This window comes from Vibrio sp. 10N.247.311.51, from assembly GCF_041467855.1.
In the GTDB taxonomy this organism is placed as follows: domain Bacteria; phylum Pseudomonadota; class Gammaproteobacteria; order Enterobacterales; family Vibrionaceae; genus Vibrio; species Vibrio coralliirubri.
Genome location: NZ_JBFSVK010000002.1, coordinates 91245 through 107796 on the forward strand (window position 1 = coordinate 91245; position 16552 = coordinate 107796).

Annotated in this window: 18 protein-coding genes; 12 read left to right on the forward strand and 6 right to left on the reverse strand. The window is 43.9% G+C overall.

Features of this window, described 5'->3' with window-relative positions; translation table 11 throughout:
• The first annotated feature begins 146 nt into the window (after window positions 1-146).
• Window positions 147-380: a hypothetical protein gene (locus tag AB6E85_RS02515; RefSeq protein WP_017060212.1), complete on the forward strand. Its 234-nt coding sequence runs from the start codon at window positions 147-149 to the stop codon at window positions 378-380.
• Window positions 381-558: 178 nt separating this feature from the next.
• Window positions 559-855, forward strand: coding sequence for a hypothetical protein (locus AB6E85_RS02520; RefSeq protein WP_050622140.1), 297 nt, complete (start codon window positions 559-561; stop codon window positions 853-855).
• A 98-nt stretch (window positions 856-953) separates the two neighbouring features.
• Here AB6E85_RS02520 and AB6E85_RS02525 read toward each other — a convergent pair whose 3' ends face one another.
• The gene (locus tag AB6E85_RS02525; RefSeq protein WP_372141307.1) at window positions 954-1940 is read right to left on the reverse strand and encodes a glycosyl transferase family protein; all 987 of its coding nucleotides are present in this window, start codon (window positions 1938-1940) and stop codon (window positions 954-956) included.
• Window positions 1941-2107: 167 nt separating this feature from the next.
• On the opposite strand from AB6E85_RS02525, the gene AB6E85_RS02530 reads away from it, so the two are divergent.
• From AB6E85_RS02530 to AB6E85_RS02545, 4 genes are all read left to right on the forward strand, one after another.
• Window positions 2108-2716 carry a TetR/AcrR family transcriptional regulator gene (locus tag AB6E85_RS02530; RefSeq protein ID WP_372141309.1) on the forward strand — a complete coding sequence of 203 codons (609 nt, stop codon included), beginning with the start codon at window positions 2108-2110 and terminating at the stop codon, window positions 2714-2716.
• A gap of 152 nt (window positions 2717-2868) precedes the next feature.
• The gene (locus tag AB6E85_RS02535; protein WP_372141311.1) at window positions 2869-3201 is read left to right on the forward strand and encodes a hypothetical protein; all 333 of its coding nucleotides are present in this window, start codon (window positions 2869-2871) and stop codon (window positions 3199-3201) included.
• Window positions 3202-3288: 87 nt separating this feature from the next.
• Entirely contained in the window at window positions 3289-3888 is a 600-nt protein-coding gene (locus AB6E85_RS02540; RefSeq protein ID WP_372141313.1) for a thiol:disulfide interchange protein DsbA/DsbL, read from the forward strand.
• A 227-nt stretch (window positions 3889-4115) separates the two neighbouring features.
• Window positions 4116-4610 carry a peptidylprolyl isomerase gene (locus AB6E85_RS02545; RefSeq protein ID WP_086712231.1) on the forward strand — a complete coding sequence of 165 codons (495 nt, stop codon included), beginning with the start codon at window positions 4116-4118 and terminating at the stop codon, window positions 4608-4610.
• 130 nt (window positions 4611-4740) lie between these two features.
• Here AB6E85_RS02545 and AB6E85_RS02550 read toward each other — a convergent pair whose 3' ends face one another.
• Window positions 4741-5178 carry a cytochrome c gene (locus AB6E85_RS02550; protein ID WP_372141314.1) on the reverse strand — a complete coding sequence of 146 codons (438 nt, stop codon included), beginning with the start codon at window positions 5176-5178 and terminating at the stop codon, window positions 4741-4743.
• Between the two features lie 208 nt (window positions 5179-5386).
• Here AB6E85_RS02550 and AB6E85_RS02555 point away from each other — a divergent pair, with 208 nt between their 5' ends.
• Both AB6E85_RS02555 and AB6E85_RS02560 read left to right on the forward strand, forming a co-directional pair.
• On the forward strand, window positions 5387-6031 hold the full coding sequence (locus AB6E85_RS02555) for a cytochrome b/b6 domain-containing protein (protein WP_372141316.1): 645 nt from the start codon (window positions 5387-5389) through the stop codon (window positions 6029-6031).
• Between the two features lie 16 nt (window positions 6032-6047).
• Window positions 6048-6476 carry a MarR family winged helix-turn-helix transcriptional regulator gene (locus tag AB6E85_RS02560; RefSeq protein WP_050622032.1) on the forward strand — a complete coding sequence of 143 codons (429 nt, stop codon included), beginning with the start codon at window positions 6048-6050 and terminating at the stop codon, window positions 6474-6476.
• Window positions 6477-6611: 135 nt separating this feature from the next.
• Here the strand turns inward: AB6E85_RS02560 and AB6E85_RS02565 are convergent, their stop codons facing one another.
• From AB6E85_RS02565 to AB6E85_RS02580, 4 genes are all read right to left on the reverse strand, one after another.
• Window positions 6612-7478 carry a DMT family transporter gene (locus AB6E85_RS02565; RefSeq protein ID WP_372141317.1) on the reverse strand — a complete coding sequence of 289 codons (867 nt, stop codon included), beginning with the start codon at window positions 7476-7478 and terminating at the stop codon, window positions 6612-6614.
• Window positions 7479-7588: 110 nt separating this feature from the next.
• Window positions 7589-8686 carry an alkene reductase gene (locus AB6E85_RS02570; RefSeq protein WP_372141319.1) on the reverse strand — a complete coding sequence of 366 codons (1098 nt, stop codon included), beginning with the start codon at window positions 8684-8686 and terminating at the stop codon, window positions 7589-7591.
• Between the two features lie 14 nt (window positions 8687-8700).
• Window positions 8701-9078, reverse strand: a complete 378-nt coding sequence (gene gloA / locus AB6E85_RS02575) for a lactoylglutathione lyase (protein ID WP_004736293.1) — start codon at window positions 9076-9078, stop codon at window positions 8701-8703.
• Between the two features lie 237 nt (window positions 9079-9315).
• The gene (locus AB6E85_RS02580) at window positions 9316-10251 is read right to left on the reverse strand and encodes a LysR family transcriptional regulator (RefSeq protein ID WP_372141321.1); all 936 of its coding nucleotides are present in this window, start codon (window positions 10249-10251) and stop codon (window positions 9316-9318) included.
• A 134-nt stretch (window positions 10252-10385) separates the two neighbouring features.
• On the opposite strand from AB6E85_RS02580, the gene AB6E85_RS02585 reads away from it, so the two are divergent.
• The 4 genes from AB6E85_RS02585 to AB6E85_RS02600 all read left to right on the forward strand — a co-directional run bounded on the left by AB6E85_RS02585 (window position 10386) and on the right by AB6E85_RS02600 (window position 16529).
• Window positions 10386-11621, forward strand: coding sequence for an OmpP1/FadL family transporter (locus AB6E85_RS02585; RefSeq protein WP_372141322.1), 1236 nt, complete (start codon window positions 10386-10388; stop codon window positions 11619-11621).
• Window positions 11622-12622: 1001 nt separating this feature from the next.
• Complete coding sequence (locus AB6E85_RS02590) at window positions 12623-13234, forward strand: magnesium transporter (protein WP_372141323.1); 612 nt, start codon at window positions 12623-12625, stop codon at window positions 13232-13234.
• Window positions 13234-14223 (forward strand): efflux RND transporter periplasmic adaptor subunit, encoded by a 990-nt coding sequence (locus AB6E85_RS02595; protein WP_048614593.1) that lies wholly within the window; start codon window positions 13234-13236, stop codon window positions 14221-14223. Before AB6E85_RS02590 ends, AB6E85_RS02595 begins: the two co-directional genes overlap by 1 nt.
• 329 nt (window positions 14224-14552) lie before the next feature.
• Complete coding sequence (locus AB6E85_RS02600) at window positions 14553-16529, forward strand: alkyl sulfatase dimerization domain-containing protein (RefSeq protein WP_372141325.1); 1977 nt, start codon at window positions 14553-14555, stop codon at window positions 16527-16529.
• Window positions 16530-16552: the final 23 nt, after the last annotated feature.

Consider the following 16552-nt stretch of genomic DNA (forward strand, 5'->3'; position numbering starts at 1 on the left):
TTTCGAACACCAGAAAAAAGAAAAAAAAGAGCCCTTACAAAGCCTTACTTTCCCTTGCTTAACCTTACTTAGCCGAGCTAGCCTGCGTAAATAAACCCTGTAATCTTCACCGCACTAATAATTAGAAATCCCGATTTAGGAAGTTTATGCAACACGACAACAACATGTACGCGTATATTTACGCAGGTAACGACGGCACAGAAAACACACTCATCGCCACTATTGATAATCAAGAAAAACCGCTTATATCAAGCTGCGTTGATGAGATAAAACGCATGTCATGCTTAGCCATTGATTTAGCAGCAAAACACGACCTAAAAGTGAAGCTGGTGAAATATCAAAGAGAACAAGAGATCGACTTCGGCCTATTCGTTAAATAGTGAATCCGACACTGATTTGGTTAATCTCTAACTGGCAGCCATAGTAGCAATAGCAAAGCATTAGCAAGCGCAATAGCCGTGAATGGCTGCCGAATTCGACCTGACAAGCCTAACGGGTAAAGGCTATAATGATCAGACGGCGCCCTTGCCGATTTTCATTGTCCCAATACGGCTTACTATGTCTTCTCAAACCTCACCTAAAACGTATCTAACGAACTCCTTATCTAAGTTAAAAAGCTACTTTAGCGAGTTACTGGATTTCCAATCACGCATTTGGGTGGTTCATATCTTTGAAGACTCTATTACCGATCAGTCGTTTGTGATTAATGAAGATGGATTTAAAGAACCGCTAGAGTGGATGAAAAAACGTGATTACCAAGCGAGAATGCTTGATCGTGTTGATAAAATGAAAATCTCACAGGTGATTGAGATTCAGTTCGAAGACAAAATGCATCGCTTGATGCGAGTGAAGTAGTGCTATTGTTTGGGCATTCACGAAAAGCCCTTACTAGAAATCAAGTATAAAAAAGGCCAGCGCTCGCTGACCTTCTCTCATTGATTACAAACCACCATCTAACGCGCACAATACTCATGCCACAGGCGCACCGCTTTCTGGTATGCCTTAGTTTTATCGTGCGTTTCTGCAAAGAGAATAGCTGTCATGCTGTCGACAACGGTATTCGCCATTAGCGCCATCTCTTCAGCCGATGTACCAAGTACACATTGACTAGGAAGTGGCAGCTCTAGGTTCATCATCTCTTCCCAGTAGAACGATTCGACTTTGTCAGGAGAGCTCATCCATACCGTTTGGCTAACTTTAGGATTATATTCCGACTCACCGTTCATCCCTTTGAATGAAATCACCGAGTGGGATTTATTTCCGATAACATGCTCAACTTCCGCATGAAGTTGTGGAAAGCCAGGATGGAAACTGCCACGCAGACCTAAACGGCCACCACCAGGATTCAATGCTCGAACTACCGTGTTAATTGGTGTTCTCAGACCGTAGCGGTGTTTCCAACCAATCATGGTTTGTGCTTCGGGCGCAAAGTTAGCTAGCGGTAAATAAGCAATGCCGTCTTGTTCAAGAATCGACTTAGCATGTTCAGGGTTTTCTGCACTTTGCACACCAACATCTTGCAAATGGCTTTCAACGTGTGTCCTACCGCTCGGTTTGTCCATGTAGCCATGCATTAAGACTTTATAACCACTGTCAGCGAGGATTTTTGCTGCCAGCAAGTTCCAAGGTTTACCACTGGCGTTATCGTTACGCTTACCTGCATAACACGGCCAATCAATATCAGCGCCTAAATCTGGCACTCGAGATTGAAACGCTTTTACAAAGCCAGCGATCTCCTCATTGGTTTCATTCTGCACACGAATCAGCATCAGTAGCATAGCCATTTGGTCGTCGCCGACTTCTCCGCTTAAATACTCATCCATGATGCGGTAGGCTTGTTCGAACGATAAAGGCTTACGCCCTCTTTCTCCTCGTCCAACTGTACGAATACACTCTAAAATACTACTCATTGATTGTTTATTCTCTTCCGTTGATATCAATAAAATTCGAATACACTTTTGATTCTATGATACCCACAGTGCATTGCAAAGCGATTCAGTTACTATCGACCGAATTACCAATACGCGGATTGGTGTTCTAAAAGTAAACTTACTGGTGTAAAGTTAGCGTATGCAATGCTAACCGCGACATATTGAGTAGTATCCCGATGACTGTAAAAAAAACGCTGAGCCAAAGAAAACGTGAATCGATCGTTGCCGCTGCTATCGCAGAGTTTACTGAACACGGCTACAAGGCCACCAGCATGGACAAAATATCGAGCCGCGCGGAAGTATCAAAGCGCACCGTATACAATCACTTTGCCAGCAAAGAGCTGCTTTTAGATGAGATTCTAGACAGCATTTGGAGCAAAACTCTGGCCGCGACGCAATTCCCTTATCAAGCTGAGCTGCCTCTTGAACAACAACTCGCATCAATCGCGAATCAAGAACTAGAGCTTTTAGAGTCTGAAGGTTTTATCGATTTATCACGCGTGCTTTTCTCTGAATACTTCCACAATGCGGAACTCGCGAGCCAAGCAATGGAGAAATACTCTCAAGCAGAGAGTGGGCTGATGACTTGGATAAAAGCTGCGCAGGCCGATGGTCGCTTAGTCGAACTCGACCCTCTGTTTGCTTCAACTCAATTCATTTCACTCATTAAGTCGTTCGCTTTTTGGCCGCAAATCATTGGTCATGTGCCTTCTCCAGATACGCAGCACAAACAAGTCATCATTAGCTCCAGTGTAGAGATGTTTCTAAGACAATATCAGGCTTAATAAAAGTTGAGCTCTGATAAGTTTTGTTGGGTTTTGATTAGAGATACACAAACGAGTGATGTATCATTTGCTCGTTTTGCGCTTGATCTGTTTTACTCGCTGCAAAGTTTAATTCATACCAACATCAGTTCGGATACAAAGACCGAGATTTCATGCCAAAGTTGATAAGCAAAATTTGGGTACACGCTTTTATGCTATTCACTATGTTAATGGCCACCATCAGTGTGGATAGCATTGCGAGTAACAATGTCGTGGCATCTCAAAGCCTATCAATGCCCTCAAGTAGCATCTCAACACCTTATTCAAATGCACAACCTAATATTGAGCACCACTGCTGTGGTTCGGTCTGTTTGCTAAAAATGCCACCGTTGATTGTGTCGGAGTCCTTCGATACTCAAATTGGGTCTCTGGCTTTGATCGAAAAAGAACCTTCGCATAAAGCGATTGTTGCACCTCAAGCACCATACCGCCCCCCTATTTTTTAATCGTTTGTCCCGATAGGCAATACTTGCCACCACAATAAAACAGCGCATTTGCTGTACTTAATGACATCCGAATTTAGGAAATAACACATGAAAAAACTATTTAGCCTTTTTGCTGCTCTGATCTTGAGCGCTTCAGTGAACGCAGCTCAATTTGAAGAAGGTACTCACTACAAGATCCTTGATGTAGCAAAAGCAGACAAGCCTGTCGTTACCGAATTTTTCTCTTTTTACTGCCCGCACTGTTACAAGTTTGAAGGGGTGATTAAGTACCTAAAAGAAGACTTACCGGAAACGGCAAGCTTCCAAAAAGTGCACGTCGCATTCATGGGTAACGATATGGCAGTACCAATGGCAAAAGCGTACGCAACCATGATTGCACTTGATGCTGAAGAGAGCATGATTCCGGCAATGTTCTCTAAAATTCATGAAATGAAACAGACACCAAAAAACGAAGCTGAACTGCGTCAAGTCTTCATTGATAGCGGCGTAGATGCTAAGAAGTTTGATGCGGCTTACAACGGCTTTGCGGTTAACTCTATGCAGAAACGTTTTGATAAACAGTTTGATGCAAGCACGCTAACCGGTGTTCCAGGTGTATTGGTCAACAACAAATACATCGTGAAACCGGATCAAATCAAAAGCTATGAAGAGTACAACCAACTAGTGAATTACCTACTGACTCTTTAGTAATGATTCGCCTTTTTTAGGTATATCAAAGCCAGTGATTTCATCGCTGGTTTTTTATTTATGCGCGCTCAAAACTCACCACACCCTGTGAATAAACTTAAGAACCCGTAGACTTAGGGTTGATAGTTAACTGGCATCCTCCACAATTTTTCATATACTGCACCCTATTAAGTCATCTACTACTCTGTAGTACTCAAAATATTAGCACTCAAAAATTGGGCACCTTTATGATCATTCTGACCACTAACTTTGGCGACATTGAAATTGAACTGAACCTTGAAAAAGCACCAGTAACGTCGAAAAACTTCCTTAAATACTGCCAAGACGGTTTCTACGAAGGCACTACATTTCACCGCGTTATTGAAGGCTTCATGATTCAAGGTGGTGGTCACACCATCGACATGACAGAAAAACCAACACGTGCACCTATCGTTAATGAAGCAAACCGAGGCCTAAAGAACGTAATTGGCTCTGTGGCGATGGCACGTACTGATGCACCACATTCTGCAACGGCGCAGTTCTTCATCAACCTTGATGACAACGATTTCCTAGATCACACCTCAACAACCAATGCTGGCTGGGGTTACGCGGTATTTGGCAAGGTTTCAGCAGGTATGGATGTGGTAAACAAAATCGCTGTCGCACCAACAACCATTCGTTGGGGACACGAAGATGTGCCTTGCGAAGATATTGTGATTACTAAAGTCACCATCAACGAGTAATTCATTCACGTCCTTTCCCGCCCCTAGTGCATTCGAATTGATAGCACAAAGAAAAGAAGGCTGTGCGATAGGACTATGGTGGTAAGGGTTCGACTTTACCACCTGTATTCAAAGCTCGTTGTTAAAATCGTTACCAACGAGAACGATAAGTACGGTGACACCCTTTGCAGGTCTTATTCGCAGAATTTAACCCTTGCTCTGCACTCGACAAGTCTTGTTCAACACTCGCTTGATACAGCTCTGCAAAGCCTTGGTTCATCTGTAACATCAGTTGGTTAAATTTCTCAGGCTTGCTCCAAATCTCCTTCTTGGCCTTACCTCCTGTGTCAGCTTCAGCAAAACTCGCGTTCAAGACATCACCATGTTCCACCAACATTTCACTTAACTCGCCCACCTTCAGCCAATCCACGTCACTGTTATTCAATTCTGAATCGACTTGTTTACTGACCTCTTCAATAGAGCTAAAAGCCTGTTGACGATTATTTACAACATCCGCTGCGGCTGCAGAGTTCATAGGCAGAGCAATCGTTGGTAGTGTGATGATTAAAGCGATAGTGAATTTTTTCATAGTGTCATTCCTAGTGATTAATTGATTGAGTGGTTAATTGATTGAGTGATTTCTTCGTTAATTACTGATTGGTTTCTTAGTGAATTACGGCTTGATAATTCAACCGTAATCGAAGAGATGCATTTAATTTACACAACAATAGTTGCTCATGCAACTATTGTTGTGTAAATTATTCCCACCAAGCAAATTCGCAAACAGGAAAAGCGTTATGAAAATCTGGGATCTACCAACTCGACTTTATCACTGGCTTCAAGCCGCACTCTTTATTGGTCTTGCTGCATCAGGATTTAACGGACAAGGCCCCCATGTTTACTTAGGCCTCGCACTGTTCAGTCTGATTTTATGGCGCTTGGTTTGGGGAATCGTCGGCAGTGATACCAGTCGTTTTTCTCAATTCATTAGCTCCCCGAAATCGGCATGGAATTACTTGCGTGGAAAGGCTCGCCCAACACCGGGACATAATCCGTTGGGTGCGTGGATGGTGATAGGAATGATCACGACTCTGTTTATCCAATGTATGACAGGGCTTGTGATTGCTGGTTTCTTTGATGCGATTCCAGGCTCGGAACTCGTGATTACTGATGCAATATTCGATGTGTTATACACAGTACATGGCATTGCCGCTCGCATGTTAGTGGTCTTTGTCGTACTGCATTTGGTGGCTATTATCATCTACAAACTGCGTTCAAAACCGCTGGTTCTTGCCATGATCACAGGCAAACAAAACCATTCAGCGTCAACGGATTATTTCAGAAATAGCAGTCAATTGGCTTTTTCATCAAATAGGAAAGCGTTGTTGGTGCTAATTGCATCGGTATTAGTTACGATGACAATAGTTGTAATATCACAGTAAAATTAGGTAGCGAAAGATGCCAGAAGAGTTTGATAGACAAAAAAGCTTTGGTTGGATGATCAATGTGATCGCCAATAAGTCGACCAAAGATTTCGACACAGAATTGAAGGAACATGGCTTAAGCATTGCTCTATGGCCAACCATGATGTGTCTTTGGGAAGAAGAAGGTGTGACTCAGCGTGATATTGCTGCGAAATCCAAAGTCGAGAATTCAACAACGACACGCACATTAGACAAGTTAGAAAAGCTTGAACTGGTCGAACGCAGAGCCGATCCAAACAGTCGCCGCTCTTTCCGAATTTACTTAACGGAAAAAGGCAAAGCACTTGAAGAACAACTCGTTCCTATCCCAGTTCGTTTAAACAAAGAGTTGATGAACGAGTTAGATGCTGAAGAACAGCAACAAATGCTCAAGCTACTTCAGAAAGTAGTCGCGGCAATCTGATCTTACCGCGTTCACTGCTTACCTAGCTTAGTGCTTAGTGCTTAGTGCTTAGTGCTTAGTGCTTAGTGCTTAGAAATTATTACACTCTGAACGTGTATTGAAAAACAATCCACACTCGGCCTTGCGCCGAGTGTTTTATTTTCGTCTCGACCACTTGATATAGCAAAACAGTGAAGCAATGATCACCGCCCCACCGAGCAGCTTCTGAATCTCAACACTTTCACCAAGCACACTCACACTTAACAGCAGCGTCCACACAGGCTCAAGAATCATGATCAATGCCGCCACTTCCATGTTCACGGAGTGCTGACCGACCGTTTGCAGCAAGTAACGAATAGACGTTGCGATCACCGCAGAGACAATAAACCAGAAGACTAAGGTTTTGGTGATTTCGAACTCCGGCTGAGCAGTCATAGAAGCAAAGGCTAAACCACTCACACCCACCACAAATAGTTGCACACAGATTGATGCGATAGGCTTGATATTAGTAATCACACGCTTGTTCATCACAAAGTGAACGGACAACAACATCGATGCTAGTAAGAAGTAAATCTGACTCTGCTCAACATGCCAACCATTGCCCAAAGTCAGCAGTAGCATGCCAATAATCGCGATCGGGAAAGACATCCAAAACGCACGATTAGGCTTAACTCGAAACAAAATCCAAGACACAAACGGTGCAATGATCATGGCTAAGCTCATGATGAATGCCCCTTCCGACAAGCTTTCCGTCACTGAAACCGCAAACACCCATACCTGCAATGAGGCAGACAACAACAAACCCACGCCGCAAAGAGACAGAATCTGCTTAAGCGAAAGCTTACGAATATGGTGAATACAAAATGGCAGAAGAATAAGACTCGCGACGAGGAATCGCACACCAATGAACACTGGCCCAGGCATTTCTAATACCACCAGCTTAGATGCAATCCATCCCACCCCAGCTAGCAGGGTGGCAAATAGAAGGTAAAGCTCTCCGCGTATCGCTTTCACATTCATCATTTTACTTGGTCCAATAACAAAAAAAGCAACCCGACTCTGCAAGGTTACTTTTTATAAACATTCAACAGGATCAAGATACTATCTCAATACTCTGCTTCAAACAGCTGTTTTTAGCCTGCGTATTCAGGGTAATCCGTTAAACCTTTTTCAGCACCACCGAACAATGTGTTTGGATCGTGCGCCGCAAGTGGGTAACCATTTTGAATACGAGCTGGTAAATCTGGGTTCGCAACGAATGGACGACCAAAGCCAACCATGTCAGTTACGCCTTCAGCAACGGCCTTTTCGCCACGCTCGCTATCATATTTACCCGCATAAATAAGGACACCATCATAAGCTTCACGAACTGCCGCTTTGAACGCTTTTGGCGTTTCAGGTGCATCGTCCCAATCAACTTCTGCAATGTGCAGGTAAACAATTTTGTAAAGGTTAAGTAGTGCTGCCGCTGCTGTGTAAGTCTCTACTGGTGTAGCGTCAACCGTACCATTCAACGATGTGAATGGAGCAAGGCGTACACCAACACGGTCAGCACCAATCGCTTCAACCATAGCTTCAACCACTTCGCCTAGGAAGCGTAAACGGTTTTCAATTGAACCACCGTATTCGTCAGTGCGGTTGTTTGCTTCAGAATCGATGAATTGGTTGATTAAGTAACCATTCGCGGCGTGAAGTTCGATACCATCAAAGCCCGCTTCAACAGCATTCAAAGCCGCTTGGCGATACTGTTCAATCACCTCTTTGATGTCTTCTTTCGTCATCTCACGAGGTTCAACCACGTCAACAAAGCCCGGTTCATCAGTGCCGTTATCGATGAATACTTTTACGTTTTCTGCTTTAAGTGCAGAAGACGAAATTGGTTGTTCACCACCAATGTTGTCTGGTTGTGTTACACGGCCTACATGCCAAAGTTGAGCGAAGATAACGCCTTCTTTTTCATGTACGGCATCAGTCACTTTTTTCCAACCCGCAATCTGCTCGTCAGAATAGATACCTGGAGTCCAAGCATAGCCTTGGCCCATAGGTGAAATTTGTGTGCCTTCCGCAATAATCAAACCTGCAGAAGCACGTTGAGCGTAGTAAGCCGCCATCATGTCGTTTGCTGAATTACCAGGTTGCGTTGCGCGAGAACGCGTCATCGGTGGCATAACAATACGGTTTTTAAGCTCGATATTACCAAGTTGAATTGGTTGAAATAGTGCGTTTGTCATTGTTATATCCTCGATTAACCTAGTTGAATCAGTTCGATTTGGTAGCCGTCTGGGTCAGTAATGAAAGCGATATGAGTTGAACCGCCTTTCACTGGACCCGCTTCGCGAGTGACGTTGCCACCTAGCGATTTGATCTTGTCGCATGCTGCGTAAATATCGTCTACACCCAATGCCAGATGACCAAACGCGCTGCCCATCTCGTACTCATTCGTATCCCAGTTGTATGTTAGCTCGATAGTCGTGCCGCCTTGCTCGTAGCCAACAAAAACCAATGTGTAGCGGTAGTCTTTGTTTTCATGGCGTTCAAGTTCCTTCATTCCCAATACCTTGGTGTAGAACTCGATAGATTTGTCTAAATCAGTAACTCGGATCATTGTGTGTAGGAATTTCATATTTCGCCCTTGATACTTTAATCTCAGCCTCGTTCAGAAGCTAAGTAGTGTTCGTTGAAGTTGACCTTGAGGCCACCTACTTCTCTGTTGCTAGGTATATTACTGAACACACACAAATCAGTGAAATTATTAAATATTCTCATTTTAATAATTTTTTGTTATTAACATATTGACTAGTACCAACTAAAAGACACAAAAAAGGGAAGCCAATGCTCCCCCTTAGATTTAGACTCTCAATTAAAATCGCAACCGCCTATCTTTAAGCGCCTTCGACATTGAGTCTGATGTACTGATGACTTGTTCTCTGAACCATTTATGAGCGGGGTCGCTGTTCTGCTTCTTCAACCAAATCAGGTAGTGAGACATCGGCTGATATTCAAAGGGTGGCTTGAACAGCTGCAAACTTAACTTTTCTTGGAACTGCACGGCCATAGATAAAGGCACCACAGTGATGTAATCGGATTGGCTACACAGCAAGATATTACTGAACAGCGAGCGTCCATGGAACACGATTTCACGCTGGGACAGATCCAAAGAAGTGTAGTGATTCAAACTACGAACTTTGCGTCGTGTTCTGTCTAATACGGCGTGCTTTTCACTTAGGAACTGAGCTTCGCTGATTTCACCTTGAATTCGCGGGTGATCAGCTCGACACACGATCACAAACTCGCCTTCATAAAGTGTTTCACTGACGATGCTTGGGTGTTCAGGCACCACAATATCGATCATCGCATCGAACTCTTGAGTCAAAAGATCTTCGTAAATGCGCTCATCACTGTCTGGCTGATCAAAGACTTCCAGCGACAAGTTTTGATTGGGAAGCGCCGCGAAACTATTGAGCAGCACCCACTGTAAGTGCTCAGGCGCAGAGATCACAAACTTACGCTCAGAGGATTGCTCATCAAAATTAGCCATCGACTGAAAGACGCCATTGAGTTCATTGATCGGCGCTTTAATTTGTTCATACAAGCTTTGTGCATAAGACGTAGGCGCAACACCTCTTCCTTTGCGAACAAAAAGCTCTTGGCCAATCTCTTTCTTTAGACGAGCTAACGCGGTGCTGATGGTCGATTGGTTGGTACTGAGTTGATCCGCAGCTTTGCTTAAACTGCCCTGCTCCATCACCGCAGAAAACACGGCAAGTAGATTGAAGTTGGGGATGTCGTTGCTCATATATCATTACTCGTTAGGCGACCATGAGCACCATGCTATCGTAAAAACGATAGAATGAAATAAGAATCCCTCGTTTAAAGTCCCAAATTGAGACACTAACATCCCGCGTAATTAGTTTCTTAATAGGCTTCCCCATGAAAAAACACTACCTTGCCATCACTATTGCGATGATGACGAGTAACGCGATGCTTTCAAACCCAGCACAGGCTGCGGCTCACCTTCTTCCTGAACTTGGTTCTCTCAACGCCAGTACCGCAGGCGCGGGGTCGGCAGCGTTAGCTGAAAGTGCGTTAACCGCATGGACTAACCCTGCCGCTATGTCTCAGCTAGAAAATCCTGAACTCACCGTCAATCTGGCCGGCCTCTACACAGACATCAACTATTCAGACACAAACCCAACAGAGCGTTTTGACAATAACATTGATGCTGGTGGTTGGGCTCCGGTGGGAAGCTTCTACTTTGTTGCCCCTATAAACGACAAATTTCACGCTGGTTTTGCTTTGGCTTCTCAAGGTGGTTCGGGGATCGATTATGGTGATAACTTTTCTGGACAGCGTTTATTAAAGAATGTTGAATTCATGACTGTTCAACTGATGCCTTCGATATCTTACAAAGTGAATGAGCAGTTCTCATTGGGTGCCTCAGTCAATGCGGAATACCTTACTGCGAACGGCGAGTTGAATCCTTTTATCGGCACTGGCAACATTGGATCTGAACACTTATTCAAAGCAGACGCGGATGATTTCACGGTTGGCTACTCTCTTAGCGCCTTTTACCAACCGAACGAACAACACCGTTTTGGCTTTATCTACCGCTCTGAACTTGCTCATTACGGTGAGGGTGATCTTCAACATTCGGCTAGCGATACCAAACGTGATGTTGGACTCGACTTTATCATGCCTCAACACATCCAAATTAGCGGTGTGCACGCCGTCAATGACCAATGGGACATGCTGTGGAGTATGACTTGGTATGACCTATCAACTTGGACTGACCTCACACTAGACATCAATGATAACTCAGTAAAAGTTGTCGACCGTAACTTTGACGATGTGTGGAACCTAGCCATAGGTACTCATTATCAAATCACCCCAACCTTGCGACTAGAAACAGGCATCAGCTACGAAACTTCCCCTCAAGATGACGCAACTCATCAATATATGGATCTCCCTGTAGGCGAAACCAAACGTATTGGCGCAGGTGCTACCTATGCGCTCAATAAGAACTGGGAGTTGCGCGCTTACTACGATTACATCGATCTGGACGAGCCCGCGTTGAATTACTCAAATAGGCAAGTTATCAATGTTCAAGGCGCTTATGACAACAGCGCGCACTTCTTTGGAATGCAAGCGAACTATCGCTTCCTGTAAAGCATCAGTCTCGACCTTTTCGTCGATTATCTATGAGTAACGCACAGTGCCTGATTCATGGCTTCACTCGTGCACTACATCAAGGCTTAGCTATCCGCTAGGTCTTTCTCTATCTGTTCTTCAACTGCAATGTTTCATCCCCATTCAACATCGCATTTGATTGGGTTAGGTTACCTATTCAATAGAACATAAACAATACGATATTGTCTCGTTTATCATGACACAGTGTTCAGCGACATTGAGATATACATTTGAGGAATTAAAGCTACAATAATTCGAATCCAGCACTCAACCGTAAGCAGAAACGTATTTTCCCAGTGCTCAAAAAACCTATTATCAGTTATATGTCATCCATCATTCGCTTCTATTACTCCCTTTATTGTAAGAAGCGTGTAAAAATATGAATTCCGCCAAATTGCTTATTGATGCTTTTATTAGTCATTTCATTGATCCAAACCAAATTAACTAACGATGTTTTAAAGCCGAATTTGAGCGCTAGCAAATAATTCAATCTACCGATTTAGAGTAATAGTGACTCATCGTAATTACGATATTATCAAATCGTAATTCTGGGTAGATACTGCTCAAAACTCTTCCTATTATCCTGCTAACAAATCAATTCTTAGCCCAAACAGAATGCTGACAAATGTTTTACAACACTATGTCAATTGCCATGGAAGATCCCCTCGACAGACGAGGTATTACACGTAAAGAAGACAATAGCGAAAAGAACGAGCCTAATATTTCGTTCGACAGTGCATCGTCATTCAACCTGCGTTTCAGGCTAACAATAAGAATTGGTTTGTAAGGAAGCATATTCGCTTCTTGATACCGAGAATCGGTTGTCTGGATTGAGTAGTATCACTTTAAATACCATCTATTACTTTTGTTTATTATGCGTACTAATCTACCCACATAATAGACATCTACTTTTTAAGATGTCATTAAAAGTTAGACTTCTAGGCTGCAAATTCTCTCTTCTTATTGATGTAGGTTGAGATATGAACTTTATTAAAATCGTTTTCCAGAAAATCTGGGCCGTTGTGATGGTCTTGATTAAATTCTGCCTGTTTATGGCGGTGATGTTTGCTGGAGCATGGGCTCTTGCACCATTAGGCACAATCCATTCTAAAGACATCGACATGTCTCAATTCAACAATCATCCCAATGAAATGATGATGAACTTCTTCCAGATGGAGTCCTTCTCTGGTTACTTGTTCTCAGTGACCATTGCTGTGGTATTAGCCGGTGTTTACGGCATGTGGCAGTTGCATGAACTGGGTGTGCATAAAGCAAAAGAGCACAAAAGCGCTCACGTTCAGATCGTGTTTGCACTGTCACTTTGCGGACTCTTCATCAGCAAAACATTCTGGGTTATCGCTTTGGTTATCGCATTGGCGAACTGGAAACATATTGGTCAATCACTGAGTGATGTGATTCGCCGTGGTGTTCAGCCTAAACAAGATACGACCAATACAGAGACTGCCACAGTCCAAGTATCACCTGAACAAGCGGTAACAGAGCCGTCTGCAGTAGAGCAATCTTCAAAAGAACAGGCTTCAGAAGAAAAGACTCCAACAACACCATCCGCTACAGAAAAAGAGGTCGCATAATGAAAGAGATGATGATCCCATACATCCTAATTGTATGGTCGCTATTTGCGACAGGCGCACTTAAGAAGAACTTCAAGAACTACACATGGGCTGCCATTGGCGGCGTAACGATTCTTGCGGTATTAGCAGTAATCTCTCGCTTGTGGGCACCCGTTGATTTAACCAACTCAACCACAGTGAAAGCACCACACGCGGTGATGTCACCAATCTTTGGCCAACAGATCGACCAAGTACTTGTTGAGCACAACCAAATGGTTAAAGAAGGCGACGTAATTTACACACTCGTCGACATCGACTCTGCCGCAGATAAAGCAAAGATCGAATCTTCAATTGTTCAGAAAGAAGAAGAGATCAAGCAAATGAATCGCGACTTAGAGCGTGCTGAAACGTCACCTGAAATCTTCAATATGCGTGACGTAGAAAAGTACGACTCTGATCTTCGAGTGCTGCATGCTGAACTTGTGTCGTTAAAAGCCGATTTACAAAAAGTAAATTGGGCGCAAGAGAAAAAGACCATTAGAGCGGAGTTTGACGGTCAGGTTTCGATAGTGAATATTGCTGAAGGTTCTGTTATGGGTAACATGCACCTCTACAACACCAGCAAAAAATTCCTTGAGATGCGTATTTCAGACCAAACTTACAACTATGTCCAAGTTGGAGACTTCGCTGAGTTCTTCGTTGATGCATACCCAGGCCACGTGTTCCGAGCAAAAGTACACAGCTTTAATGCCGGTACCGGTGAGTCGAGTATTTCTCCACTTCAGGGGCCACAAAGCGTCGGTCAACACGTGGTAAGAAACGGCAATGGTTTAGGTCGTACTATCGTGCTTGAGATCATAGAACCAGAAGGTTACAACATCCCTATTGGTTCAACTGGCGCGGCTTGGATCTCGGCTGAGAAGCCGCATCCGTTCTGGGGCTTCATCGATGTAATCGGCGCAGCAACGGTTCGCCTACAATCTTACAAGTCATACTTAGGTGCTTGGTAAACAATTAAGCTCTTAGTAAACGATTAGCTCTTGGTAAGCAATTAAGCATTCAATGATGTGACTGTTATTCACTCGTATAACAGCCACTCATGAACTAGCGACTAATTGTAAAACAAATGCCCTGAATTTCAGGGCATTTTTGTATCTGTTGCAAGCTCATTTACTAATTGATTTAGATCAAAATTAATCGCCAATACAATCGTTGATCAAATAAATCATCGAAAAAACGATATATTGAAATATTATTAGCGCGTAGATAGCGACCTCCCCCACCTCTATCATTTGGCTCAAGAAATCCAATTCCTGTATCCAAATATAAGGTCACTACCATGACTAATACACTCAAAAAAATGGCGCTTCCTGTTGCTATCGCGAGCGCTCTATTTGCTTCTGGTTTTGCATCTGCAACGCCAACTGTAGAAGCGACATCGAAAGTAGGCCAAGAACTTCAGACAGCAAATGCTGCGCAATACCAAAACATTGATCTTGATGCTCGCTACAAGAGTGAGGTTCTTTTCGAACACAAGTCAAACCTATTCTGGGGCAAAGGCGAGCGCATCCAAGTTGTATCGAAAACGGGCGACTCTCTGGCTTACACAGAAGAATCTGATCACGTTCATCCAATTCTCACCAAGCACGGTCGTAAAATGGACCAAGCAATCATCAAAGTGGATGACAATATTTATCTTGGTTACGGCTTCGGTCTAGACACTCCTGTCATGATCGAAGGTACGGACGGCATCATCATTGTTGATCCAGGCGAGTCGGTAGAAATGGCTCAATCGGTTAAAGAACAGTTCCGTCAAATCACAGACAAGCCGGTTAAAGCCATCATCTATTCTCACAACCACATCGACCACATCTCTGGTGTGCGTGCATGGGTGACTGATGAAGAAGTAGCATCAGGCGAAGTAAAAATCATCGCTGAAGAAGGCCTAACCGCAGCAGTGGCTAACTGGTCTTCAAACCTAGGTACTCTATTTGGTCACCGTACTTCTTACACAGGTGCTAAGCACGTAGAAGAAGGTGAGCACGGCACAGTAAACGACGGCCTTGGTCCACGTTTCATGCAAGGTGCTATCTCGTTCATTGAACCAAACCTGCTTGTACCAAGCCAAAGCCACATCGAAATCGAAATTGCTGGCGTTAAGATGCACATCGAGAACGTGCCATCTGAAACTAAAGATGAGTTAGTGGTTTACTTCCCAGAGCAAAAAATCCTGCACGCGGCTGAAGTACTTCAAGGCGAAAACTTCCCTAACCTTCACACCATCCGTGGTACTAAATTCCGTGACCCATCAATGTGGTTCAAGGGCATCGACGTAATGCGTAAGTTCGACACTGAGATCATGATTAACTCTCACGGTCGTCCTGTTGAAGGTAAAGAAGCGGTATCTGACGTATTAACGGCCTACCGTGATGCGATTCAATACACGCATGACCAAACAATCCGTTACATGAACAAAGGTATGACGCCAGACGAGCTAGTTGAAGTGGTTAAACTTCCTAAGCACCTTGCTGAGCACCCTTGGTTAGGTGAGCACTACGGTACCGTTGCGCACGCCGTGCGCCAGATTTACGTAGGTTACAACGGTTTCTTCGAAGCGGATCCATGGCAGCTAGAGCCAATGGCTTACGAGCAACGCGCTAAAGCATTCGTAGAGATCATGGGCGGTCGTGACAACATCCTTACTACTGCACAAGCAGCAATTAAGGCTGAGAACTACACATTTGGAGCAGAAATTCTTTCTTACCCAATCACGGTAAACAAGCAAGATATGGAAGCTCGTGAGATGAAAGCACAAGCTTACAAAGCATGGGCTGCAGACCAAGTGAACATCAACTGGCGTAACTGGGCGCTTAACGCGGCGGCAGAACTAGAGAACAAACGTGACTTCTCTAACATGATCAGCTTCGCTTCTGTTGACGTTCTTACTGCGCTACCAAGCAAGCAGATCTTCGACATGATGACTTCAACACTTATCGCAGAAAACTCGTTAGACGTGAACATGATGCTAACTTACAACTTCTCTGATACGAACGAAGCATTCACTATCGAAATTCGCAACGGTATTGCTCAGTTACACGAAGAAGCAGTGAAAGGCGCAGACGTTCAAATCGACACCACTCGTGCAGTATTGAACCAAATCTTGATTGCAGGTCCAAACGCTCAACAAGTGATTGGTACCAACCTACAGTCTGGTGCATTCACGTTCTCGAATGGCGACATCAAAGGCTTCGGTCAATTCATGAGCTACTTCGATAAGCCAATGACTCCAGAAGAGATCATGCTCATTGTTCGCTAATAGCGAGCTCGAACGGTCACTCT